Raw genomic sequence first — 23,044 nt, 5'->3', positions numbered from 1 at the left:
CATGGCAAGACGAAGGCATCTGATCGCTTACGATATAGCCGATCCCAAGCGCCTGCGTAATATATGCAAGCTGATGGAGGACTTTGGGCAGCGACTCCAGTATTCTGTCTTCTTGTGCGACCTATCTGCCGGAGAGCTCGCCGAGCTGGAAGCGGCCGCAAAAGAAATTATGCACCTCCGCGACGACAGCATCATCGAAATCGATCTCGGCCCAACCTCCTCACCAGCACATATTCGCTCGATTGGCCGTGCACGCGAGGTTCCAGGAAGCGGATCTCAGATCGTATGATGCATGCGAGCGGTCCAGTTCTTACTCGTGAACCGGGAAGCGCTCGCGCCCAGGGCACACCCACACTTTGGCGTCCCATCCGCGATCCTACTCCGGTTCTTCAACTCCACCGCGCGCAGGTGCTCGCACAAGCTGGTACAGTTGCAGGTCAGAAGGGTCGTAAATCGCGAGCCCTCTTTCCGGCCTCTACGGCCGGACTCCATTGCGGCAAGGAATGTACGATCCATTTTTAAAGACAGACCAGTCTCTTTCCGGCCTCTACGGCCGGACTCCATTGCGGCGATCACGTCCCGATCATCGTCAGTTAGTCCGTCACCTCTTTCCGGCCTCTACGGCCGGACTCCATTGCGGCGCGGGCACGCTCCTGTCGGAGGTGAGGGAGGTCAAGCTCTTTCCGGCCTCTACGGCCGGACTCCATTGCGGCTGTCAATGGAACGGACAATACTTCTTCTTGAAGTAACTCTTTCCGGCCTCTACGGCCGGACTCCATTGCGGCGATACAGGGCGCGCCCAATCAAACAACTTGGCTGGCCTTCTCTTTCCGGCCTCTACGGCCGGACTCCATTGCGGCGAGCTGACACGCGAGAACGTCATGCTCACCGCCGCCTCTTTCCGGCCTCTACGGCCGGACTCCATTGCGGCGAGTACGTCCCGCTGGGGAAACTGCGGGAGAGCGGCCTCTTTCCGGCCTCTACGGCCGGACTCCATTGCGGCTCCCGGTCCGCCGCGATCGTGATCTGCAGCCCGTCGGCTCTTTCCGGCCTCTACGGCCGGACTCCATTGCGGCGGGCAGATGGAAATCTCTCCAAAGATACGCTCATGCTCTTTCCGGCCTCTACGGCCGGACTCCATTGCGGCAAATTAAGCACTTGTGAGAGACGGCCCTCAGGGGCCCTCTTTCCGGCCTCTACGGCCGGACTCCATTGCGGCCAGCGGGAAGTTCGTAGGTACGTCGGACACCATCGGCTCTTTCCGGCCTCTACGGCCGGACTCCATTGCGGCAGCGGAGCGGCCGTATTCATTGTGTGGGCCTGGGGGCTCTTTCCGGCCTCTACGGCCGGACTCCATTGCGGCCGGGCGCCGCCCCGGCGGTGCGGCGCCAGGCGTCCCCTCTTTCCGGCCTCTACGGCCGGACTCCATTGCGGCAGCCCGCGGATGTGCGCCACCGATGGCACGGAGTACCTCTTTCCGGCCTCTACGGCCGGACTCCATTGCGGCCCTCACTCGCACCAAAGGGGATCTGCGTCGTGTCACCTCTTTCCGGCCTCTACGGCCGGACTCCATTGCGGCCGCCATCGTCCGCAGGTAGCGCAGCACGATCGATGCTCTTTCCGGCCTCTACGGCCGGACTCCATTGCGGCCGATGGTGGCCAGCAACAGCCTCGTCGCATCCTTCACCTCTTTCCGGCCTCTACGGCCGGACTCCATTGCGGCCGAATAGGGATGATACGCATGATGAAACAAACGAACTCTTTCCGGCCTCTACGGCCGGACTCCATTGCGGCAGAGGCCAACTCATTATCTTTGCCCCTTTCCGGATAGCTCTTTCCGGCCTCTACGGCCGGACTCCATTGCGGCTGTGCTGCGCAGCCTGGGGATTCGCCGTCGTATGCGCTCTTTCCGGCCTCTACGGCCGGACTCCATTGCGGCGTCCTGGAAACACACCGTGTCCTTCGTCTCCCACCGCCTCTTTCCGGCCTCTACGGCCGGACTCCATTGCGGCCAGCCGACCGGGGAGGAACCCGTCCCGATCGAGTCCTCTTTCCGGCCTCTACGGCCGGACTCCATTGCGGCGGTGAGACCATGCGAATGTTCCTCCGGCGCGCCAACGCTCTTTCCGGCCTCTACGGCCGGACTCCATTGCGGCGTAGGTGGCGAGGACGTACACGAGGAGCGCGGTGCCCCTCTTTCCGGCCTCTACGGCCGGACTCCATTGCGGCAACCGCGCCGCGACGACCCGCAGGGACGGGCGGCCCTCTTTCCGGCCTCTACGGCCGGACTCCATTGCGGCCTTGGCGTGCGATCCACGCGGTGGACAGCACCTCGCTCTTTCCGGCCTCTACGGCCGGACTCCATTGCGGCACCGGCACCGGCGTCTCGGACAGCGTGGTCGCCTGGCTCTTTCCGGCCTCTACGGCCGGACTCCATTGCGGCGCCGACATCATCGACTCGTTCTCCGAGGGCCTGTGCTCTTTCCGGCCTCTACGGCCGGACTCCATTGCGGCAGTGCGTGCGCGAACGCCTCGACGCCGTCGAGGTCCTCTTTCCGGCCTCTACGGCCGGACTCCATTGCGGCGTCGTTGCCCACGATCATGAGGAAGGCGCCGCCGTGCTCTTTCCGGCCTCTACGGCCGGACTCCATTGCGGCACCGTGCGGATCACCATCTGCGACTCGTCCGGGTGCTCTTTCCGGCCTCTACGGCCGGACTCCATTGCGGCTCGTCGCGTTCCGGGGCGACACCGGCCTGCACCCGCTCTTTCCGGCCTCTACGGCCGGACTCCATTGCGGCTTCGTCACCAGCGAGAAGCCGCCACACGCTCAGCGCCTCTTTCCGGCCTCTACGGCCGGACTCCATTGCGGCGTGAAGGACTGGCAGACCGACGACGTCGGCCAGATCCTCTTTCCGGCCTCTACGGCCGGACTCCATTGCGGCAGGTAGACCGGCCGGGGCGACCTGCGGCGAGCACCCCTCTTTCCGGCCTCTACGGCCGGACTCCATTGCGGCACAGCTCGCATGTGCAGGTTTTCGCGGGTGCGGTGCTCTTTCCGGCCTCTACGGCCGGACTCCATTGCGGCGATGACGCGGACCTCGTGCGGGGTCAGGTTGATGACTCTTTCCGGCCTCTACGGCCGGACTCCATTGCGGCGATCACGCCGACCCTGGGAGATTGCGAGATCTGGCTCTCTTTCCGGCCTCTACGGCCGGACTCCATTGCGGCGCCCTCGATCGAGTCGAGATTGACGTGCGGCGAGCCTCTCTTTCCGGCCTCTACGGCCGGACTCCATTGCGGCCATCTCCGGCGGGGACACGTTGACCATCAACCGTAACTCTTTCCGGCCTCTACGGCCGGACTCCATTGCGGCCCTCTCGCGTCCGTGCTCGCTGCGAGTGCCGATGCCTCTTTCCGGCCTCTACGGCCGGACTCCATTGCGGCTGGCTCGGACAACCGCTCATGGCGGCTACAAATACGCCTCTTTCCGGCCTCTACGGCCGGACTCCATTGCGGCAAAACACTCATTGCTAATATTGAGTCACGCGTTTCTGTCCTCTTTCCGGCCTCTACGGCCGGACTCCATTGCGGCGATGAAAGGGTCGCGATGCGGGCCACAGAATTGTGTGCTCTTTCCGGCCTCTACGGCCGGACTCCATTGCGGCTCGCCGGGCGGGATGCCGTCGTACCAGCGGTGGAGCCCTCTTTCCGGCCTCTACGGCCGGACTCCATTGCGGCCTTTGTCTTTCAGTTGCGCGAATCCTGTACCAATTTCTCTTTCCGGCCTCTACGGCCGGACTCCATTGCGGCGCAACGATGTATTCCAACGGTGCCACGCGAACGCGCCTCTTTCCGGCCTCTACGGCCGGACTCCATTGCGGCGGGGATGCCGGCAAGAGACAGACAGCCAAGGCGATCGCTCTTTCCGGCCTCTACGGCCGGACTCCATTGCGGCGATTCTGCCCCTCCGGGAGCAGCATCGCGATCGGCGCTCTTTCCGGCCTCTACGGCCGGACTCCATTGCGGCATGTGTGCGTGTGATGAGTGGGGTCTCCGGTGAGGGCTCTTTCCGGCCTCTACGGCCGGACTCCATTGCGGCGAGGAGACATGCGCCAGCCAACGCGGGCTCGTACGACTCTTTCCGGCCTCTACGGCCGGACTCCATTGCGGCTTGCGCACGTAAGTGTCGTGCCCAAATTGGTGCGCCCTCTTTCCGGCCTCTACGGCCGGACTCCATTGCGGCCTCCTCTAGGGGCAGCCAACCGGCCGTATGCAGCGCCCTCTTTCCGGCCTCTACGGCCGGACTCCATTGCGGCCTGGAGGGAGTCATAGGCCGCGTAGAGTTCTTGCGCCTCTTTCCGGCCTCTACGGCCGGACTCCATTGCGGCTCATCAGCAAACTGTGCCGCCGTTTGCTGTGCCGGACTCTTTCCGGCCTCTACGGCCGGACTCCATTGCGGCAGCACAACCTTTGGGGAGGAATCATGCGCACCTACCTCTTTCCGGCCTCTACGGCCGGACTCCATTGCGGCTCGTTTAAGTCGTTGATGTCACCGAGGAACGGGCGCTCTTTCCGGCCTCTACGGCCGGACTCCATTGCGGCGATCTGGCTAGTGACCGCTACCGCATCGGCTCCATTCTCTTTCCGGCCTCTACGGCCGGACTCCATTGCGGCGCGTGCCGGTTGCTGCTGCGCAAGAGCGTATACGACGCTCTTTCCGGCCTCTACGGCCGGACTCCATTGCGGCGTCAACGCGTGACTGGTGGGCCATTGCGAAAGAGACTCTTTCCGGCCTCTACGGCCGGACTCCATTGCGGCCCCAGGCCTCGAAGTCGGCATGGATCCGCCAGGTCTCTTTCCGGCCTCTACGGCCGGACTCCATTGCGGCGCGGCCTGGGTGAGGGCCATGTTGTTGCGATTGCTCTCTTTCCGGCCTCTACGGCCGGACTCCATTGCGGCCCGCTTTCAGCTCCGGAACGTCCACGTTGCAAGGCACTCTTTCCGGCCTCTACGGCCGGACTCCATTGCGGCATCATCCGCACGTGCGGCAACACCAGGATGGGCGACTCTTTCCGGCCTCTACGGCCGGACTCCATTGCGGCCGCTGTCCAGTGCGGATGTTCGTGATGTGCAGGTCCTCTTTCCGGCCTCTACGGCCGGACTCCATTGCGGCACGGGCGAGCAGTCGTTCGCGTTCCCCCTTATTGGCTCTTTCCGGCCTCTACGGCCGGACTCCATTGCGGCTTTGAGAGATCGAATACAACGTCGCAGAATTCTACCCCTCTTTCCGGCCTCTACGGCCGGACTCCATTGCGGCCCCGTCGTGTTCGATTTCCACCCGGTTGCCGTACGCTCTTTCCGGCCTCTACGGCCGGACTCCATTGCGGCTCGCCGCCGCTGTCAAGCTCGATCAGCACTCGGTGCTCTTTCCGGCCTCTACGGCCGGACTCCATTGCGGCAGCGACGCCCACGTGAGGTAGTAGTGATGCTCGAGCTCTTTCCGGCCTCTACGGCCGGACTCCATTGCGGCCAGCCACGATTTGTCTTCGGGCGGCGGGCGCAGTTGCTCTTTCCGGCCTCTACGGCCGGACTCCATTGCGGCCGGCCCTCGTCGGTGACGGTGAGCGTCCCGATCTCCGCTCTTTCCGGCCTCTACGGCCGGACTCCATTGCGGCTCGTCCGGCTGCGTGCCGCCGTTGACCAGCAGGTCCTCTTTCCGGCCTCTACGGCCGGACTCCATTGCGGCATGTGATCAGCCTCAGTGGCGACCACATCGCACCTCCTCTTTCCGGCCTCCACGGCCGGACTCCATTGCGGCACTCTGAGCTTGAGCATTCGACCATATTCATCACGAGCTCTTTCCGGCCTCTACGGCCGGACTCCATTGCGGCCCGTGCCCTCTGCGACGGGCTCACGCACGATGACGACTCTTTCCGGCCTCTACGGCCGGACTCCATTGCGGCCGTGCCGTGTCGAGGATCGCCTCCGACGCGGCCTGCCTCTTTCCGGCCTCTACGGCCGGACTCCATTGCGGCCCCTCTGGGTGAGGTCACCGTCCCACAGCCCTCTCAGCTCTTTCCGGCCTCTACGGCCGGACTCCATTGCGGCTGGAGCTCCCATCCGTGCTGCCACCGCTTCGCGGTTCTCTTTCCGGCCTCTACGGCCGGACTCCATTGCGGCCGGACCTCGATGTTCATGATCTCGCCGGTCTCGAAGCTCTTCCGGCCTCTACGGCCGGACTCCATTGCAGTACCGACCCATACGCGCAAATTCTGAAACAATTTCGATCTATGCCGTCAGAGTTGCGGCAGCGTAGCTCCTCAGCGGCAAGAGGTACAGCACACTTCGCGCGTGAGACGTAAAGGTGAAGGTGGGGAACAACACGGAAGGATTGAGGGATATACAGCAGTCTCGCTCCGCCGAGTTCTGTCCGACGTTCGTGCTTGCGTGAGATGAACATTGCACACGATCTCAGAGAGGGGAACTGCATGGCGGTCGATGTTCGCGCAACGGCATACGGAGCGGACGCATATCGGCGCCTGCATGAAGCGGTCGCCGAAACGAAAGGCGACGATCCGCTTACACCTGTCACGTTGATCGTGCCCGATAGGAGAATCGGTATTAGGGCTCGACGCTCCCTAACGCGAGGCTCAGATGAGTCCGGACCGGGAATCGCCGCCCTAAATGTCACGACGCTGGCCAGACTGGCCGAACACCGAGCGGGTCGCGCGTTGCTGAGCACCGGTCGCCGCTCCGCAACTCGACTTGACGTTCTCGGCACGTTGCGTTCGGTTCTGGACAACTCACCCGGCATTTTCAGGCCGGTCGCACATCAGCTGGGTACGGTTCGGGCGCTCGCGCACGCCTATCGAGAACTTCGAGGGCTTCCCGCGTCCGTTCGGAGGTCATTGGCAGACCACGGGCCCGTCGTCGCCGAGGTCATGCGTATTTACGATGCGGCTCATCGGCTGCTCGCTCCCGCCGTGTTCGACGAAGTCGACCTCATACAGGCGACCACGGATCGGATCCGTACACACGGGATTTCCGGGTCGTTCGTCGTCTTCCTGCCACAACCCAGACGCGCATGCGACGCCGAACTCCTGAGGGTCATAGCCATGTATGCCAATACCAGGGTGATTCTCGGTTTCACCGGTGAGGCTTATGCCGACGAGGCTGCCCACAGGCTGTGTCGCGATCTCGGCGCCGACATGGAAGTTACATGGCAGCCCCCGGTGGCGGACGCACTCCTCAACGCGTCGGATCCCGATGACGAGGTGCGTGCCGTCGTACGTCGAGTGAAGGAAGCGCTCGTCGAACATCCTGGCCACCGAATAGCTGTCTGGTACGGCACGGCTTCCCCCTATGCACGCCTGCTGGACGAACATTTCGACCAGGCCGGAGTCCAGATCTTCGGCAATACTGCCCGCAGCCTTGCCGAAACGACACCCGGCCGGGCCTTCCGTCGTCTGCTCGCACTCCCCGCACAGAGCTTCCGCCGAGACGACGTATTGGCACTCTTGGCAGATACGAGCATCAGTTACGACGGGATCCGCGCACCACGCACCGCGTGGGAACGCATCTCGAGAACGGCCGGCGTCGTGAGCGGTGACGATTGGAACCGCGTCCGGGAGTTCGCACGACGCCGCAGAAGGTGGCTCGCAGACTATCCGGACACGGACGAGGCCACAGCCCGCCGCACGCAACAGGCCGCAGAACATGCCGAGAAGCTCCACGAGTTCGTCACATTTCTCCAGCACTGTCACGCGCAGATCGAGAGTGCGTCGTCATGGCAGGAACTCGGCGAGGGTGTAGAGCAGCTATGGTCACTCGTCGAGCGGGACTGGCGTCCAGCCACAGCCACGCTCGCGAGACAGGAGGACGTGCGTGGCCACCGACGTATCTCCGAGTTCATCGTCCGGGTTGGTGAGCTAGACGGCACCGCCGGAGCGCCGGACCCGCTCTTGCTACGACAGCTCGTGGAGATCGAACTCGATCACGAGCTCGGAGGACACGGAACCGTGGGCAGAGGGGTGCATGTCGGACCGATCTCACACGGCCCGGGGGCAGATGTGGACCTGGTGTTCGTGGTGGGTGCGGCCGAAGGCTTCATTCCAGCGCGCATTCACGAAGATCCGCTCGTACCGGACCGGGCAAGGGTTGCCACCAACGGTGCGCTCGGAACGCGACGCGAACGTCTCAGTACTCAACATCACTTCATATTGGCCTCGCTTGCGGCAGCACCGCGCGGTGGTCGGACTCTTACATTTCCCCGTGGGGACCTCAGGCAAGGCGGAACGAAGAGCCCATCACGTTGGACGCTGCCCACCATCCGCGCACTCGATGGGCGAGCGGATCTCGTGATCACGCACTGGGAACGTGCGCGGGGTTTGACCGAGATCCCCTCGTACACCGGTGCTGTCGAACGTGACCTCCAGCCGGCAACGGCGCAGGAGTGGCGGCAACGCACGGCAGTCACCGATCCAGGCTGCGACGACAGCATCGTCACGCGTGCGCTGACAGTCCACCAAGCGAGGCTTTCCTCGGAGTTTACGCCGTTCGACGGCAATCTAGCAGGTATGACGAATCTGCCCGATCCCACCCTTGCACCGGTTTCGGTAACCGCTCTGGAGAGCTGGGTCCATTGCCCACATGGCTACTTCGTCCGACACATTCTGGGCGTGCTTCCGATTGAGGATCCCGAGGACGCGGTCCGGATCTCCGCACGGGACCGCGGCAACGTCTTACACAAGATCTTGGAACGGCTCGTCACCTCAGCGTTGGAAGACGGCTGGGCACCTGGCCATGGCCAGTCGTGGCCCCGCTACACCCATCGGATGATCGACCAGATCGCCGATGAGGAGTTCGCTGTTGCAAAAGCCGAAGGCCTCACCGGATATCCGATCCTGTGGGATGCCGATCGAGAGGCGCTGCGCGCCGACCTGCACGCCTGGGTCAGCCATGACGATCGGCGGCGCGCCGAACTGGGAAACCTTGCGCCATATGCCGCCGAGTGGCCGTTCGAGGACGTCGATATATCCCTCGCGGATGGCCGCGCCCTTCGCGTGCGCGGAAAGATCGACAGGATCGATCGCGGCCTGGACGGAAGGCTGGTGGTCACCGATTACAAGTCCGGTCGGCTCGGTCGGTCGTACACCCGGTTGACGGGAGATCCGTGCGATCGCGGCCAGCGGTTACAGCTACCGATCTACGCCATCGCTGTCGGCACCGCGTACGGCGAAACTCGCCCAGTGCGTTCCGAGTACTGGTTCACAAGCCGTCGTGCGGGATTCGCCCGGGTCGGATACGACGTCGACGACGCCGTCCTCGGCAGGGTCACGCAGGCCCTTCGTACCATCATGAACGGGATATCCGGTGGTATTTTCCCACAGCGTCCCAACGACGATGGCAACGTCCTGTTCGAATGCAATGCGTGTGAGATCCACGGTCCTGAAGATCGTCAGATCGCCGTCGCCTGGCAGGCGAAAACCAACACTCCAGAACTGGCGGAGCTGCAGGAACTCCTCAATTTCGGCGGGCTGTCGTGACGCTGTCCGACCAGGCCGTGCGTGACCGCGTCACCGGTGATCTCAGCAGCACGCTGTTCGTCGAGGCAGGTGCCGGATCAGGGAAGACGAACGTCCTGGTGGAGCGCGTCGTCGCGCTCGTCCGGCACGGTGTGCCGATCGACAGCATCGTGGCTGTCACGTTTACCGAGCGCGCCGCCACCGAGCTCCGCGACCGAGTGCGCGCTGGCCTGAGCGAAGCGGGTCTCGTCGATGCTCTCGACGACCTGGACGGCGCGGCCATCGGCACGCTCCACTCGTTCGCACACCGGCTGATCAGCGAGCAGCCGGTCGAAGCGTCCGTCCCGCCACTATTCACCGTGCTCGACGAGCTCGGCTCGCAACTCGACGTCGATCGCCGCTGGGATGTATTCCAGGCAGACCTGCTCTGCGACACGTCGGCTGCATCTGCACTCGAGGTGCTACTGGCCAGCGGTGTCAGGCTCGACGACTTACGGGTGCTCTGGCACAGATTGCACGACAACTGGGACCTAGTGGAGGAACGCTTCGGCACCTCACGTCTCCTCTCCAGCCACATTGAGATCGACCTCGCCGACTTGAACACGCGGGCCCGCGATCTGTTCGAACGTCGCCGGGAATGCGTGAATCCCAATGACAAGCTCCTTGCACGCATCGGCGAGCTGGAACGATGGCTCAGCACGACGGTCGGCGCAGGCACCGCCGAGCTTATTGATTTGCTCGGCGGCATACCGAAGCGTGGCAACGCCGGAAGCAAGACATCGTGGGCATGCCCCATAGACCAGATCAAATCTACCTTCGACAGCGTGCGCGAGATCGGGACGCAAGCGCGCATCCAGGCTATTGACACAGCCTTACGCTGGTTGCTCACTCGGATGGCACGCGCCACACTCCATTCCTCTGCCGACCGAATATCGAGAGGCGACCTGTACTACCACGACCTTCTGGTGCTGGCGCGCCGACTGACTCGCACCAGCGCTGAGGCAAGAGCGCGATTGACGCAACGCTACTCTCACCTGCTGCTCGACGAATCCCAAGATACCGACCCCATACAGTTCGAACTCGCCGTGCGGATCGCCGGTGGCCCGGACGCAGGCGAAACCGACTGGCGGGAGGTGACAATCCCGGACGGCTCCCTCTTTCTCGTCGGGGACGCGAAACAATCGATCTATCGCTTCAGGAGAGCCGACATCGAAACGTATCTGCGTGCACGCGAATCCGTAGGCGAATCTGTCACGTTGACAACGAACTTTCGCTCGACGCCGGAGGTACTGAGCTGGATCAACTCTGTCTTCTCGCAGCTCATTCGCGACTCTGGGCATGTGCAGGCCGGATACAAACATCTCCAACCACCACCGGATTTCGCTTCACCACCTGCCACAGGGCCATCCGTCATCGTACTCGGGACGGATGCGCATGCCGACCAACCGAACGCGGATGTCGTTCGCTCTCGAGAGGCTCACGACATCGCCGGCCTCGTCCTACGCGCGATGCACGAGCGATGGATGGTGGCGGGGCGCCCGTTGCGCCTCGACGACATCACCATCCTGGCGCCGAGCCGCAGTTCGATCGACGGCCTGGAGGAGAAACTCGCGCACGCCCGCATCCCTTACCGCACCGATGCGGCCACGTTCGTCTATTCGACGATCGCCGTCAAAGAATTGCTTACCTGCGCCAAGGCGGTGGACGATCCAACCGACGAGCTCGCCGTCGTCGCAACGTTGCGAACCCCGATGTTCGGCTGTACCGATGCCGAGCTCTGGCAGTGGCGTTCCGCCGGCGGATCGTGGCACCCGATGGCCGAGCCCGTGCATCACGGCCGCGTCGCCGACAGCCTGGAACAACTGCGTGACTGGACGTTTCGGCAGACGCTGCTGTCGCCCGCACAGCTGCTCGACGAGATCATCGCCAAGCGTCGGATTCTGGAGACTGCGGCGGCTTCCCCGCGCTATCGCGAAACGTGGCGCCGGTTGCGATTCGTCGTCGACCAGGCGCGCGCCTGGTTCGAAGAGACGCGAGGCTCCCTGCGGGAGTATCTCCGATGGGCAGAACGCCAGGCTGAAGATGTCGCACGGGTCAGCGAGCCGGTGCTTCCGGAAACCGATCGTCAGGCCGTTCGCATCACTACGGTTCACGCCTCTAAGGGCCTGCAATTCCCATTCGTGATCGTGGCCGGTCTGGGATCGCCAGGCTCAAACCAGAGACCGACGATCCTGTGGTCTTCCGAGCAGGACTGCGAGGTCCGCATACGCGCCGGCGTACAGACGTCCGGATATGAAGATGCAGATCAGCATGAACGGACGATCGAAGAGCACGAGACGACCCGGCTGCTCTATGTGGCGTGCACTCGCGCGCAGTTCCATCTCGCTGTCTCGCTCCATCGACGCACGGGGAGGCAGTGCCCTGCTGCCACCATCGCGGAGACCCACGGGGCCACGGATGCCGAGGTCTGGAGCGCGCCCGACCGACTCCAACCGCTCGAAACCGTACAGCCGATCGGTGTGCATCCTCCCATGTCGTGGTCGCGGTGGCAGCAACGCGATACCCGTGCCCGGCAACACGCCCTTGAGGCCGAGGCCGTGTCCGCCAGTACCGTTGCACACAGTCACATCTCGGCATTCCCGCCGGAGCACATCACCGACGGCCTTGACGACGAAGAACACGGGTTCGACGTTCCGGTTTGGGAAAAGGGCCGTCATGGCACTGCCCTAGGCCGCGCCGTGCACGCCGTCATGCAGGTCATCGATCTCGCGACCGGCGAGGGCATCGATGACCTCGCAAGAATGCAGGCCTTCGTCGAGAGAATCCCGGATGCGACGGGGGACATTTGCGCCGGCGTGCGTTCCGCGCTGGCATCGCCAACCATCCGGGCCGCCGCCATGTACCCGCACTGGCGTGAAACGTATGTGGGGACCGTGCTCGGCGACACGACGGTGGAAGGATACGTCGACCTGTTCTACCGCACTCCCGACGGCCTGGTGGTCGCCGATTACAAGACCGATGCCGAGCCCGATGACCACACTTTGCGGACATATCAAAGACAGCTCGCCATCTATGCCCGGGCGATCGCGGATGCCACCCACGAGCATGTCCTGCATGGTGTCGTGTTGTTCATCCGTCCTGATATGTGCGTCGAGCGAGTGGTTTCCGTGCCGCCTTCTCCTCGCTTCGTCGTGGACGAGCCAGGGACACGTTGACCCGCCCGATGGAGCCGGATACCGTTGAACTCGGTTGCAACCGCTTGCACACCAGAGAGGGCCGTGCATGACTATGCCTCCAGGGCTGGCCGAGGGCGTCTCGCTTCGAGTAGGAGACGGCGCGGACGACGTCGGCCGCGCCGCCGCGGCGGAGGCTTCCCGGGCGATACGGGACACCATCGGCACCCGCGGCCGCGCCCGCGTGATCTTCGCGTCCGCGCCGTCACAGGAGAGCATGCTCGCCGCGCTCGTCGCCGATCCGGACATCGACTGGTCACGCGTCGACGCTTTCCACATGGACGAGTACGTGGGCCTGCACGAGAGTGACCCCCGCAGCTTCGGGCAGTGGATCGAGGACCGGCTGCCGGCGAGCGCGCTCGGCAGCCTCGAACGGATCCGGCCGGGCACCGATGCCGCTCGCGAGGCCGCCCGATACGCGGCCCTGATCAGCGCCGCGCCCGTCGACCTGACCTGTATGGGTATCGGGGTCAACGGTCACATCGCCTTCAACGAGCCAGGTGACACCCGTTTCGACGATCCGGAACGGGTACGCGTGGTCACGCTCGATCCGGCCTCGCGGCAGCAACAGGTCGACGAGGCACTCTTCGACCACATCGATGAGGTTCCGGCCACGGCGGTCACGCTCACCGTCCCGGCGCTGCTCGCCGCACGCAGCGTCGTCGTGACCGTGGTCGGGCAACCCAAGTCCGGCGCCGTCGCCAGCGCGCTGACCGGCCCTCTCGACCCCTCCTGTCCAGCCAGTGCCATCCGCATGCACGCGCACGCCACCGTCCACGCCGACGTCGCGGCCGCAAGCGATATCCCGGCGCAGTGACACGGAAAGCGCGTGCGGTCCGGGCGTGCGATCCGGACGGGTGGTTCGGGCGGGCAATGACGGCGCTACACGCGAAGGTCGACGAGGTGCACGCGCGAAGGTCGAGGACGCGTCACCACCACGGCGGGGAGGAACGATGCAGCTGCTGGGACGGCTTGGCGACGGTACGCCTGCCCGGGTCCGGCTCGCCGGTGACCGCATCGCGGCGGTGCAGCCCGCGGGAGACGCCCACCTCGACGACACCGGCTCCCGAGCCGCCGACGCCCTCCCGTGGCTGCTCCCCGGCCTGGTCGATCTCCAGGTCAACGGCTACGCCGGGATCGACATGAACGGCGAAGACGTCTGCGCCGACACCGTGCACGCGCTCGTGCGTGCCGAGTGGCGGCGGGGTGTGACCACGGTGCTGCCCACCATCGTCACCGGGCCGCCGGACCGGATGCTCGCCGCCATCCGGGCGGTCGCCGAGGCGCGCGCCGCCGACCCCCTCACCTGGCACAGCGCCGCCGGGATCCACCTCGAGGGGCCGTACCTCTCCCCCGAGGATGGTCCCCGCGGGGCGCACGAGCGCGACCACATCCGCCCGCCCGATCCCGGCGAGCTGGCCCGCTGGCGCGAGGCCGCCGGCGACGCGCGGCTCCTCGTGACCCTTGCCCCCGAGACGCCGGGTGCCATCGACTACATCCGGGAAGCCACCCGCGTCGGCGTTACTGTCGCCATCGGTCATACGGCGGCGAGCCCGGAGGACATCCATGCCGCCGCAGCAGCAGGCGCGCGGCTGTCCACGCATCTCGGCAATGGCACCCACCAGGTCCTGCCCCGGCATCCGAATCACATCTGGGCGCAGCTCGCCGACACGAGGCTGGCCGCCACCTTCGTCGCCGACGGCCATCACCTGCCCGTCGACGCCTTCCTGGCCATGGCCCGCGCCACCGGATCCGCGTCCTGCGTCCTGGTCAGCGACTCCGTCGCGCTGGCCGGGTGTTCCCCGGGCCGCTACTCCACGCCCGTGGGCGGTGACGTCACCCTGCACACCGACGGGCGGCTCACGCTCACCGGCTCGTCCTCGCTCGCCGGGTCCACCGCGGACCAGGCGGGCTGCCTCGCCTGGGCGGTACACGAGGCCGGCCTGGATCTCGCCACGGCGGCGTCGATGGCCTCGTGCAATCCGGCCCGCCTGCTCGGGCTCGACCAGCGTGGAGCGATCGAACCCGGCCGACGCGCGGATCTCACGCTGCTCTCCCCCGATCTGCGGCACGTCCGCACCACCGTCGTCAACGGGGAACTCGTGCACGACGACCACGCCGACGACGACACGGCCGCCGGCACCGGCGATAACTCGCCTCCCCCATACCGACCGCACCGAGGAAGGGACCGCGCATGACAACGGCTCGCATCAGGGTCGGCATTATCGGACTGGGCCGTAGCGGCTGGAACATCCACGCCGCGGGTCTGGCCCAGCTGGATCGCTGCGACGTGGTGGCCGCGGCCGATCCGGCTGCCGAGCGCCGGGCGGAAGCCGGGGAACGGTTCGGTTGCGCCACGTACGCCACACCGGAGGAGCTCATCGACGACGACCGGGTGGAGCTGGCGGTCGTCGCCACGCCGTCGCACACGCACGTGCCCCTGGCCGTCGCGGCGCTGGAGGCCGGCAAGCACGTCGTCGTGGAGAAGCCGCTGGCCCAGACGGTGTCCGAGGTGGACACCATGGTCGCCGCAGCCGAAAGGGCCGGGCGGGTGCTCACGTGCTTTCACAACCGCCGGTTCGATCCGGAGCTGCTGGCCATCCGCGACGTCATCGCGTCGGGACGGCTCGGGGAGCTGATCCTGATCCGCCGCAACCTCGGCCGGTTCGCCCGGCGGGCCGACTGGCAGGCGCTGCGCTCGATGGGCGGCGGCGAGTTGCCGAACACGGCGTCACACCTGCTCGATCAGGTCCTCACGCTTCTCGACGACGGCCCCGTCGAGCTCTGCGCCGACCTGCGGCGTGCCGTCTCCGCCGGCGACGCCGAGGACCACGTGCAGCTCGTGCTGAAGCCGGGCACCGGACCCACCGTCGAGGTCCTGTCCAGTTCTGCCGTGGCGTTCACCCAGCCCGACTGGCTGATCGCCGGTACCAGCGGATCCCTGCTCAGCCAGGACAACACGATGACTGTCCGCTGGTTCGATCCGGCGACGCTGCCGCCCCTCGAAGCGGACGAGGGGATGGCGCCGGGCCGCCGGTACGGCACCGGCGAGCAGATCGACTGGCAGGAGGAGACGACCGTCCTCGATCCCCCGACCGAAGCGCGCACCCTTCACTACTACGAACGGCTGGCCGCGACGTTGCGCGACGGTGCCGAGCTGTTCGTCACGCCGGGCAGCGTGCGCCGCCAGATCGAGCTGATGGAACGGGCCCGTGCGCGGGCCGGATTCTCCTGATCACGGATTCTGCGGACCCGTAAGGTGGGCACGCGCGGTGCATACGACGTGAGGCTGGCCGGTCAGGGGCCGGTTGATCAGGGTCCGGGGAGGTCTCGAGTGCGGCGAGTCACCATCTACTCGGTCGCGCAGGCATGCGGCGTCTCCTCGTCCACCGTCTCTCGCGCCTTCAGCAGGCCAGATCTGGTCAACGAGTCGGTCCGGCAGCGCATTCTCACGACGGCCGCCGAGATGGGCTACCGTCCGAACAGGTCGGCTCGGGCCACCGCCACCGGACGCACCGGGATGATCGGCCTCGTGGTGCCCGACATCACCAACCCGTTCCTGCCGCTGCTGGTGCGCGCGGTCCAGCGTGCCGCCGGGCTCGCCGACTGGTCGGTCCTGCTGGTCGACGCCGAGGGAGATCCGACGGCTGAGAGCCAGCTCATCACCCAGCTCCAGGGGCAGGTGGACGGGCTGATCCTTGCCTCGCCGCGTGCCCATCCCGTGGCGCTGCGGGAGGCGATCAGGGATCTGCCCTGCGTACTGATCAACCGGGAGATCGCCGGGTTGGCGTCGGTGATCTGCGACAACAGCGCGGCTCTGGCCAGCATCGGGGACCATCTGCTGGAGATGGGACATCACCGGGTGGCCCTGGTCGGCGGCCCCGCGGACTCCTGGGTCGCGGCGCAGCGGGCCACCACCGTGCGGGGCTGGGCCAGCCGCGCCGGCGTCATTCTCGACGATCTCGGCCCGTTCGAGGCGTCGTTCGACGGCGGACGCGCGGCCGGAGCGGCGCTGCTCACCACCGACGCCACCGCGGTGTTCGCCTTCGACGACGTGATGGCCTGCGGCGTCCTCGCCGAGCTGGCCCGGCGCGGCGTCACGGTGCCGGGCGAGCGCAGTGTCGTCGGGTGCGACGACGTGCTGATGGCCCGGATGGTGACCCCCAGCCTGACGACCGTCACCGCACCCACCGATCAGCTCGGCAGTGCTGCCGTGGACCTCCTCGACCGCACCATCGACGAACCGCGGGCCGGGCCGGAGAACCGCACGCTTCCGGGCACGCCCGCACTGCGCGAGTCGAGCGGCCCGCCGGCTACCCCGTGAGTTTCCACGGCTCCACCACGCCGCCGCGGTCGGCACTGCGCTGCGCCAGCAGGGCGAGCCGGGTGGCTGCCAGGCTCTCGGCCGTTCCCACCTCCGGTGGCCTGCCCGCGGCCAGTGCCGTGACGACGTCCTCCGCCGGGCGTGCGCCCGTCGGGAGGGGTTCGAGCCACGTGTCCCGTTCGTGCGTGGCCACCTCAAGCTCCCCGTCGGTCCAGCGCATCTCGGCGGTTCCCCCGGTGCCGACCAGCCGCATCACGTACCTGCCGCTGCCCGCCGCGGCTTCGGGAGCGAGCCAGTGAGCATCGATGGTGGCCGTGACCGGTCCCGCCACGAGCAGCATGGCGCCATGATCGTGAAACTCCGGGTACTGGGGGTGGGCCCGGTTGCCGGTGGAGCCCACCACGTAACCGTCACGCGCTCCGGTAATCGCCAGGACCATGTCGACGTCGTGGACGGCGAGGTCGCCCAGGACGCCACCGTAGGCGCCGGAGAAGAACCACGGCGGGCGCTCGCGATGCCGCAACACGTGCGGGCCGGTGCTCGCCACCAGCGTCAGCTCCCCGAGCGTGCCCGTGGCGAGCAGCCTCCGTGCCGCCAGCGTCACCGGGTATCCCCGCTTCTCGAACAGCACCGACACCACGCCGCCCGTCTCACGGGCCGCCTGCTCGATCCGTTCCAGCTGTTCGAGCGACGTGCACAGCGGCTTGTCGGCAATCACGTGAGCTCCGGCGCGCAGCGCGTCGGCCACGACGTCGGCGCGGTGCGTGTAGACGCCGGCAACGGCCACGATGTCGGGGTCGTGCGCGGAGAGCATCTCCCGGTGATCGCCATAGGCCGGCACGCCGCCGCACCGGTCCTCGTACCGGGCCAGCAGGGCGGGGTCCGGTTCGGCCACCGCCACCAGTTCCACGCCGGGTTGGTGCGCCAGCTCGTCGAAGATGTACAGCACGTGCTGGTGGGCCATGCCGGCCACCGCCAGACGGATCATGGAACGCTCCTCCGATACGGGTCAGCGAGCGGCGGGAAGCTCGACTTCCCGGCCCGTCTCCGCGGCGTCGTAGATGGCGCAGAGCAGCCGGACGGTGGCGAGCCCGTCGCGGGCGCCGATGGCGGGCTGGCGGCCGGACCGGTAGGCGTCGACGATATCTTGCCACTGGGCGAGATGCCCGGCGTCACCGATGGCGAGCGGGTCCGCGGCGCCGCTACCTGCGCCACCAGCGCCGGGCGACACGGGCGCCTCGATACCGGCAAACTCCCACCGCACGGGGCTGCCGTCGGCGAACTCGGCCGACCCCTTGCTGGTCATCAGGGTCATCGTGGCCGGCTGGCCCGGTGGCGTGGCGGTGGACGTCGCCACCAGGCCCAGCGCACCCGATGCGAAGCGCAGCGTGGCGACCGTGGTGTCCTCGGCGTCCATGGCGTGGCCGAGGGTGCCGCACTGCCCCGTCACCGCGATCACCGGGCCCATCAGCCACGCCAGCAGGTCGACGCTGTGCAGGCCCTGGTTCATCAGGGAGCCGCCCCCCTGGTCCTGCCGGGTCCGCCAGGCGGCGCGCGCGTAGTAGGCGTCGTCGCGAAACCAGTGGCAAAACGTCTCCGCCAGCACCGGCCGTCCCAGGTTCCCGGCATCGAGCTGCTGCTTCAGGTACTGGCTGACGGGCTCCAGGCGCCGCTGGGAGATCACGCTGACGAACCGGTCCTGCCGCTCCGCCCGCCGGACGACCTCCTCGGCCGTGGCGACGTCGACGCTCAGCGGTTTCTCCACCACCACGTGCTTGCCGGCGTCCAGTGCGGCCAGGGCCTGCGACCCGTGCAGCCCGCTGGGTGTGCACAGCACGACGATCTCCACGTCTGGATGGGCGATCACCTCGTCGGGCGCGCAGTGCCGGGCACCCGGGTGGCCGGTGCGGGATAGCACCTCCGCCGCGCCCCCGCTGGCCGCCACCAGCCGCACCGGCGCGTCCAGCTTGGCCAGCACCTCGGCATGGCGCACGCCGATACTGCCCATGCCCACGATGCCCACACCGATGGAATCGTTCACCACGAGATCCTCCCTCGCCGCCGGAGCTCACCACGCTAGCGATACCATAGAGCTACTGCAACCGCTTGCACTCTCGTTTGCATACACGCATGACATGCACGATCCTCCGGGATCCACCGAGCACCAACACCGCCGTCGAGGAGAGGACGGGCACATGCTACGGATAGGCATCGTCGGCACCGAGAACTCGCATGCCGACCACTTCGTCCGCCACCTCAACGTGGACCGCCACCGGCCGGACGCCCGCGTCGTCGCCCTCGCCGGCGGGGAGACCGACAAGAACCGTACGCTCGCCACCGAGGGCGGCATCGAGGTGGTCGCGGACTCGATCTCCGACGTCGCCGACCAGATCGACGCCGCCGTGGTCTGCGACCGGGACGGCGGCCGGCACCGCGCGAACACCCTCCCCCTCCTGGAGGCCGGCAAGCACGTCTTCGTCGACAAGCCCACCGCCACCACCACCGGCGACGTCAGGGCCATGATCGCCGCCGCGCGTTCCGCCGGCGCGATCCTCGCCTCGTGGTCGATCCTGCGCCACGCCCCGGGTGTCGAGGCGCTCCGCGCCAAGGCAGCGGATCGCACGCCGTCGGTCATCACCGTGACCGGCCCGGCCGATCCCGCGAACCCGCACGCCGGGCTGTTCTTCTACGGGCCGCACATCGTGGAACTCGCGCTCGAAGCGCTGGGCAACCCCACCCTCAACGGCGACGACGTGAGCGTACACCGGGGACACGACGTCGTGACCGCCATCGCCCGGGCCGGTGGCACCCAGCTGGTGCTGAACTTCGTCGCCGGGACCGGTCCGATGCCGTGGCACGTCACCGTCGCGGATCCGCACGACCTGTACGGCACGGAGATCACCACCGACATGCTGGACCACAGCAGCGGCCTCGACCGGTTCGTCGATGCCGTGCTCGCCGGGCAGGCGCCGGACCCGCACGAACAGCTCGTCACCCCGGTGACCATCCTCGCCGCGGTCAACAACCAGCTCGGGCGTCACACGTCGAGCTGAGCCGGTGTGTCCGCCTGCGCCGGCACTGGCTGGTTGCGGGTCGCGCCCGTCCGCGCGTGCGTCGCGTACAGGGCGAGGCCCACGAATGTCAGGCCACCGACGAGGTTTCCGACCACCGTCGGGATCTCGTTCCAGAGGAGGTAATCCGAAACCGAGAATTCGCCGCCGAGCATGAGCCCGGAAGGGAACAGGAACATGTTCACCACCGAGTGCTCGAATCCCATGTAGAAGAAGACCAGGATGGGCATCCACATGGCGATCACCTTGCCCGAGACCGACGTCGACATCATCGCCGCGACGACGCCGGTGGACACCATCCAGTTGCACAGCACACCCCGGATGAACAGCGTCAGCATGCCGGCCGCCCCGTACTCGGCGTAACCGACCGTCCGCCCCTCTCCGATCGTGCCGATCGCCTGGCCAACCTCGTCGGGCGCGGTGGAGAAGCCGTACGTGAAGATCACCGCCATCATGACCGCCACGGCCAGCGCACCCGCGAAGTTGCCGACGAAGACCAGACCCCAGTTGCGCAGCACCGAACGCAGCGAGACACCCGGCCGCCGGTCGATCAGCGCGAGCGGAACCAAGGTGAAGACGCCGGTCAGCAGGTCGAACCCGAGCAGGTACAGCATGCAGAACCCGACCGGGAAGAGGAGGGCACCGGCCAGGGCGCTCCCCGTCTGCACGGTGACCGTGACCGCGAACGCAGCCGAGAGCGCGAGGATCGCACCGGCCATGAATGCACGGATCACGGTGTCCCGAGTCGCCATGAAGACTTTCGACTCGCCGGCGTCGATCATCTTCGTGGCGAACTCGGGTGGGCTGAGATAGGACATGACATCGCTCCTCGCGCTCTCCGGGGATGAAAGACGACGCCGCGGCACCGCCCCTACCTTTTCGAGACCTGGACGCTCCGGTGAGCGTGTAGGCCAGATTTGTCGCGCCCGTAACGTCGTCAAGAAGATCGAATCACATCGTGCTCACTCGGGCGAGACGTCGCGAGCGCGGCGCTTGTCACATCTGCGAAATATGACACCCAGTGCCGGTGACCAGGTGCGTTGCACGAGCACGGCCGATCGCGGCTATTCCGCAGTCGAACGCGACGTGATCATGTCCTCGCCAGCCGCCCGCTCGGCAGGCCACTCAACACCGTGCCGAATCACCGTCGACTCCCATAAGACCCTGGCTAGGGTGGCAACATGAGATGGGAGACGAAGCTCCTCCGCTTCTTGCTGGTGGCGCAGCTGTTCGCACTCATTGTGGGCTGCGGATTCCTATACTTCCTCAGCCTGGAGTCAGCGCAGAACTGGCCCACCCTGGCACATCTGCGGCTCCCCATCTACGTCGCTTCACTGATCGGACTTATCCCGGTCGCCGCGGCTATCATGTCCATGTTCGACTTCCTGCGCGTGGTCGATCGTGGTCACCAGTTTTCGGCCCACACCGTTCAGATCCTGCGAAGGATCAGACTGCTCATCGCTGCCTTCGCCGCCTACCTCGCACTCGGACTCGTAGGGTTCTGGGCCGCTTCCGGCATGATGCACGCCACGCTGCTGTTCGCCTGGTTCGTAACTGAGACTTCGGCACTGTTCCTCTTCACCGTGGTGGCACTGTTCGAGCGGATCGTCACCGCCGCGGTGGAACTGCGCACCCATCACGGAGCTGCTGGAGAGGCCCATACCGATCACCGTCGACCTTGCTGATCATCAACAATCACCACCATGGACATGTGCATGGTGGTCAACGATCATGTGGGCGTCGATGCGGGGCTGAGACTTCGAGGGCAGATGCGCAGGACTTTGCACGCGCGTCCCCGAACACGGCTACCAGCACCAGGTAGTCTTGCTCACGCACCAATCTGGGACGGGCTCGGGAAAGTGGGGACATGAACGAACTCGACCAGCGCCCGAAACGCCCGGGAGTAGCGTTCGCGGGTTTCGCCCTACCATTCGTGCTTCTGGTATCGGTGGCGCTTGCCTACCAGGCAGGGTCCTTCGCGGGCATCGGTTGGCACGGAGGCGAGTACGCCTATGCGTTCGTCGGCGTCGCGGCCGGTTCCGTACTTGTGGGATCCCTGCTCATTTTCGCCCGGCCAGGGTCGCCATGGAAATCGTTCGGTTCCGGCATGCTTCTGGCGGGAGCGTCCGGCGGCGTCATCGCGATCGCGATCATCGTGCTGTTCATGATCGCCTTCTCGCAGTCGAGCTTGACGTTCTGATCCCGGCCCGTGTCAGTCGGAGCGCCCCGTCGTCGACCTCTCGACGCCCACCTTCGAGCCGGGCAACAACAGATCCGCCCAGGTCGGCAAGTGATCCGACGCGTCGGTGGTCACCACCGCGGCCGTGCGCGCGACGACGCCGTCGGATGACATGACGTAGTCGATGCGGCGATCGGGATCCTCCACCGGGTAGGTGTAGCCGTCCCCGACACCGGCAGCCTCCCAGGCGTCCACCAGCTCGTCGACCAGGGCATCGATCTCGGGCGCGCCGGGCGTGGCGTTGAGGTCGCCCACCAGCACGACTGACTCGTCCGGCGTCCCGATCAGGTTCTTGATCGCCTCAACCTGATCGAGCCGCTCGGCGGCGTCGTTGTGCTGCAGGTGCGTGTTGTAGACCTGCACCGGCACGCCACGCACCACGATCCGCGCACGCAGCAAGCCTCGCTGCTCGTGGCCGTCGTACCGGGGCAGGTAGGTGTTCTCCGAATCGAGAATGGGCTGCTTGCTCAGGATGGCGGTCCCGTACTGCCGCCGCGGCTCCCCCGGGTTCAGCGGATCACGGTCGAGGTTCGCCCCGTAGACCACGTGCATGTTCAGCTCGCGGGCCAGCCATGCCGCCTGGTCAACAAAGTCGCTGCGCGCGGACCAGTGCCGGTCCACTTCCTGCAGGCCGACGACGTCGGCCTCCTCG

14 protein-coding genes and 1 CRISPR repeat array are annotated in these 23,044 nt (G+C 66.4%); of the genes, 10 read left to right on the top strand and 4 right to left on the bottom strand.

Going from position 1 to position 23,044, the window contains the following annotated elements:
- Position 1 precedes the first annotated feature (1 nt).
- The 7 genes from cas2 to DPM12_RS19720 all read left to right on the top strand — a co-directional run bounded on the left by cas2 (position 2) and on the right by DPM12_RS19720 (position 17,082).
- On the top strand, positions 2-289 hold the full coding sequence (cas2, locus tag DPM12_RS19750) for a CRISPR-associated endonuclease Cas2 (RefSeq protein WP_112260080.1): 288 nt from the start codon (positions 2-4) through the stop codon (positions 287-289).
- A 173-nt stretch (positions 290-462) separates the two neighbouring features.
- Positions 463-6,252: a CRISPR direct-repeat array (repeat unit 36 nt; unit sequence CTCTTTCCGGCCTCTACGGCCGGACTCCATTGCGGC).
- A gap of 690 nt (positions 6,253-6,942) precedes the next feature.
- Positions 6,943-9,546 carry a PD-(D/E)XK nuclease family protein gene (locus tag DPM12_RS19745; protein WP_158542967.1) on the top strand — a complete coding sequence of 868 codons (2,604 nt, stop codon included), beginning with the start codon at positions 6,943-6,945 and terminating at the stop codon, positions 9,544-9,546.
- Entirely contained in the window at positions 9,543-12,740 is a 3,198-nt protein-coding gene (locus DPM12_RS19740; protein WP_112260078.1) for a UvrD-helicase domain-containing protein, read from the top strand. The genes DPM12_RS19745 and DPM12_RS19740 overlap by 4 nt, the downstream gene beginning before the upstream one ends.
- Positions 12,741-12,807: 67 nt before the next feature.
- Positions 12,808-13,575, top strand: a complete 768-nt coding sequence (locus tag DPM12_RS19735; protein WP_211659170.1) for a 6-phosphogluconolactonase — start codon at positions 12,808-12,810, stop codon at positions 13,573-13,575.
- A 136-nt stretch (positions 13,576-13,711) separates the two neighbouring features.
- Positions 13,712-14,956, top strand: coding sequence for an N-acetylglucosamine-6-phosphate deacetylase (locus DPM12_RS19730; protein ID WP_112260076.1), 1,245 nt, complete (start codon positions 13,712-13,714; stop codon positions 14,954-14,956).
- A complete protein-coding gene (locus DPM12_RS19725; protein ID WP_112260075.1) occupies positions 14,953-15,993 on the top strand; it encodes a Gfo/Idh/MocA family protein in 1,041 nt (346 codons plus the stop codon). Before DPM12_RS19730 ends, DPM12_RS19725 begins: the two co-directional genes overlap by 4 nt.
- Before the next feature lie 99 nt (positions 15,994-16,092).
- Entirely contained in the window at positions 16,093-17,082 is a 990-nt protein-coding gene (locus DPM12_RS19720) for a LacI family DNA-binding transcriptional regulator (RefSeq protein ID WP_123788535.1), read from the top strand.
- Here the strand turns inward: DPM12_RS19720 and DPM12_RS19715 are convergent.
- Both DPM12_RS19715 and DPM12_RS19710 read right to left on the bottom strand, forming a co-directional pair.
- A complete protein-coding gene (locus tag DPM12_RS19715) occupies positions 17,072-18,070 on the bottom strand; it encodes a Gfo/Idh/MocA family protein (protein ID WP_112260073.1) in 999 nt (332 codons plus the stop codon). The genes DPM12_RS19720 and DPM12_RS19715 overlap by 11 nt on opposite strands.
- 21 nt (positions 18,071-18,091) lie before the next feature.
- Positions 18,092-19,123 carry a Gfo/Idh/MocA family protein gene (locus DPM12_RS19710; RefSeq protein WP_211659169.1) on the bottom strand — a complete coding sequence of 344 codons (1,032 nt, stop codon included), beginning with the start codon at positions 19,121-19,123 and terminating at the stop codon, positions 18,092-18,094.
- A 154-nt stretch (positions 19,124-19,277) separates the two neighbouring features.
- Here DPM12_RS19710 and DPM12_RS19705 point away from each other — a divergent pair, with 154 nt between their 5' ends.
- The gene (locus DPM12_RS19705) at positions 19,278-20,135 is read left to right on the top strand and encodes a Gfo/Idh/MocA family protein (RefSeq protein WP_158542966.1); all 858 of its coding nucleotides are present in this window, start codon (positions 19,278-19,280) and stop codon (positions 20,133-20,135) included.
- Here DPM12_RS19705 and DPM12_RS19700 read toward each other — a convergent pair.
- Positions 20,120-20,971: a formate/nitrite transporter family protein gene (locus DPM12_RS19700; protein WP_112260070.1), complete on the bottom strand. Its 852-nt coding sequence runs from the start codon at positions 20,969-20,971 to the stop codon at positions 20,120-20,122. The genes DPM12_RS19705 and DPM12_RS19700 overlap by 16 nt on opposite strands.
- A 399-nt stretch (positions 20,972-21,370) precedes the next feature.
- On the opposite strand from DPM12_RS19700, the gene DPM12_RS19695 reads away from it, so the two are divergent.
- Together DPM12_RS19695 and DPM12_RS19690 are read left to right on the top strand one after the other, a co-directional pair.
- Positions 21,371-21,838: a DUF2975 domain-containing protein gene (locus tag DPM12_RS19695; protein ID WP_158542965.1), complete on the top strand. Its 468-nt coding sequence runs from the start codon at positions 21,371-21,373 to the stop codon at positions 21,836-21,838.
- Between the two features lie 182 nt (positions 21,839-22,020).
- Positions 22,021-22,353: a hypothetical protein gene (locus DPM12_RS19690; RefSeq protein ID WP_112260068.1), complete on the top strand. Its 333-nt coding sequence runs from the start codon at positions 22,021-22,023 to the stop codon at positions 22,351-22,353.
- A 12-nt stretch (positions 22,354-22,365) separates the two neighbouring features.
- On the opposite strand, the gene DPM12_RS19685 is transcribed toward DPM12_RS19690, so the two are convergent.
- Positions 22,366-23,044 (bottom strand): endonuclease/exonuclease/phosphatase family protein (locus DPM12_RS19685; protein WP_112260067.1); only part of this gene is annotated, 679 nt, incomplete at its 5' end.

The organism is Phytoactinopolyspora halophila (genome assembly GCF_003287285.1).
Classification (GTDB): Bacteria; Actinomycetota; Actinomycetes; order Jiangellales; family Jiangellaceae; genus Phytoactinopolyspora_A; species Phytoactinopolyspora_A halophila.
This window is presented reverse-complemented; position numbering and strand designations above follow the sequence as displayed.

Excerpts from the sequence above, each read along its gene's own strand:
- cas2 (WP_112260080.1), top strand. The coding sequence starts at position 2 with ATGGCAAGACGAAGGCATCTGATCGCTTACGATATAGCCGATCCCAAG.
- DPM12_RS19745 (WP_158542967.1), top strand. The coding sequence starts at position 6,943 with ATGCGTATTTACGATGCGGCTCATCGGCTGCTCGCTCCCGCCGTGTTC.
- DPM12_RS19735 (WP_211659170.1), top strand. The coding sequence starts at position 12,808 with ATGACTATGCCTCCAGGGCTGGCCGAGGGCGTCTCGCTTCGAGTAGGA.
- DPM12_RS19730 (WP_112260076.1), top strand. The coding sequence starts at position 13,712 with ATGCAGCTGCTGGGACGGCTTGGCGACGGTACGCCTGCCCGGGTCCGG.
- DPM12_RS19725 (WP_112260075.1), top strand. The coding sequence starts at position 14,953 with ATGACAACGGCTCGCATCAGGGTCGGCATTATCGGACTGGGCCGTAGC.
- DPM12_RS19715 (WP_112260073.1), bottom strand. The coding sequence starts at position 18,070 with ATGATCCGTCTGGCGGTGGCCGGCATGGCCCACCAGCACGTGCTGTAC.
- DPM12_RS19705 (WP_158542966.1), top strand. The coding sequence starts at position 19,278 with ATGCTACGGATAGGCATCGTCGGCACCGAGAACTCGCATGCCGACCAC.
- DPM12_RS19700 (WP_112260070.1), bottom strand. The coding sequence starts at position 20,971 with ATGTCCTATCTCAGCCCACCCGAGTTCGCCACGAAGATGATCGACGCC.
- DPM12_RS19690 (WP_112260068.1), top strand. The coding sequence starts at position 22,021 with ATGAACGAACTCGACCAGCGCCCGAAACGCCCGGGAGTAGCGTTCGCG.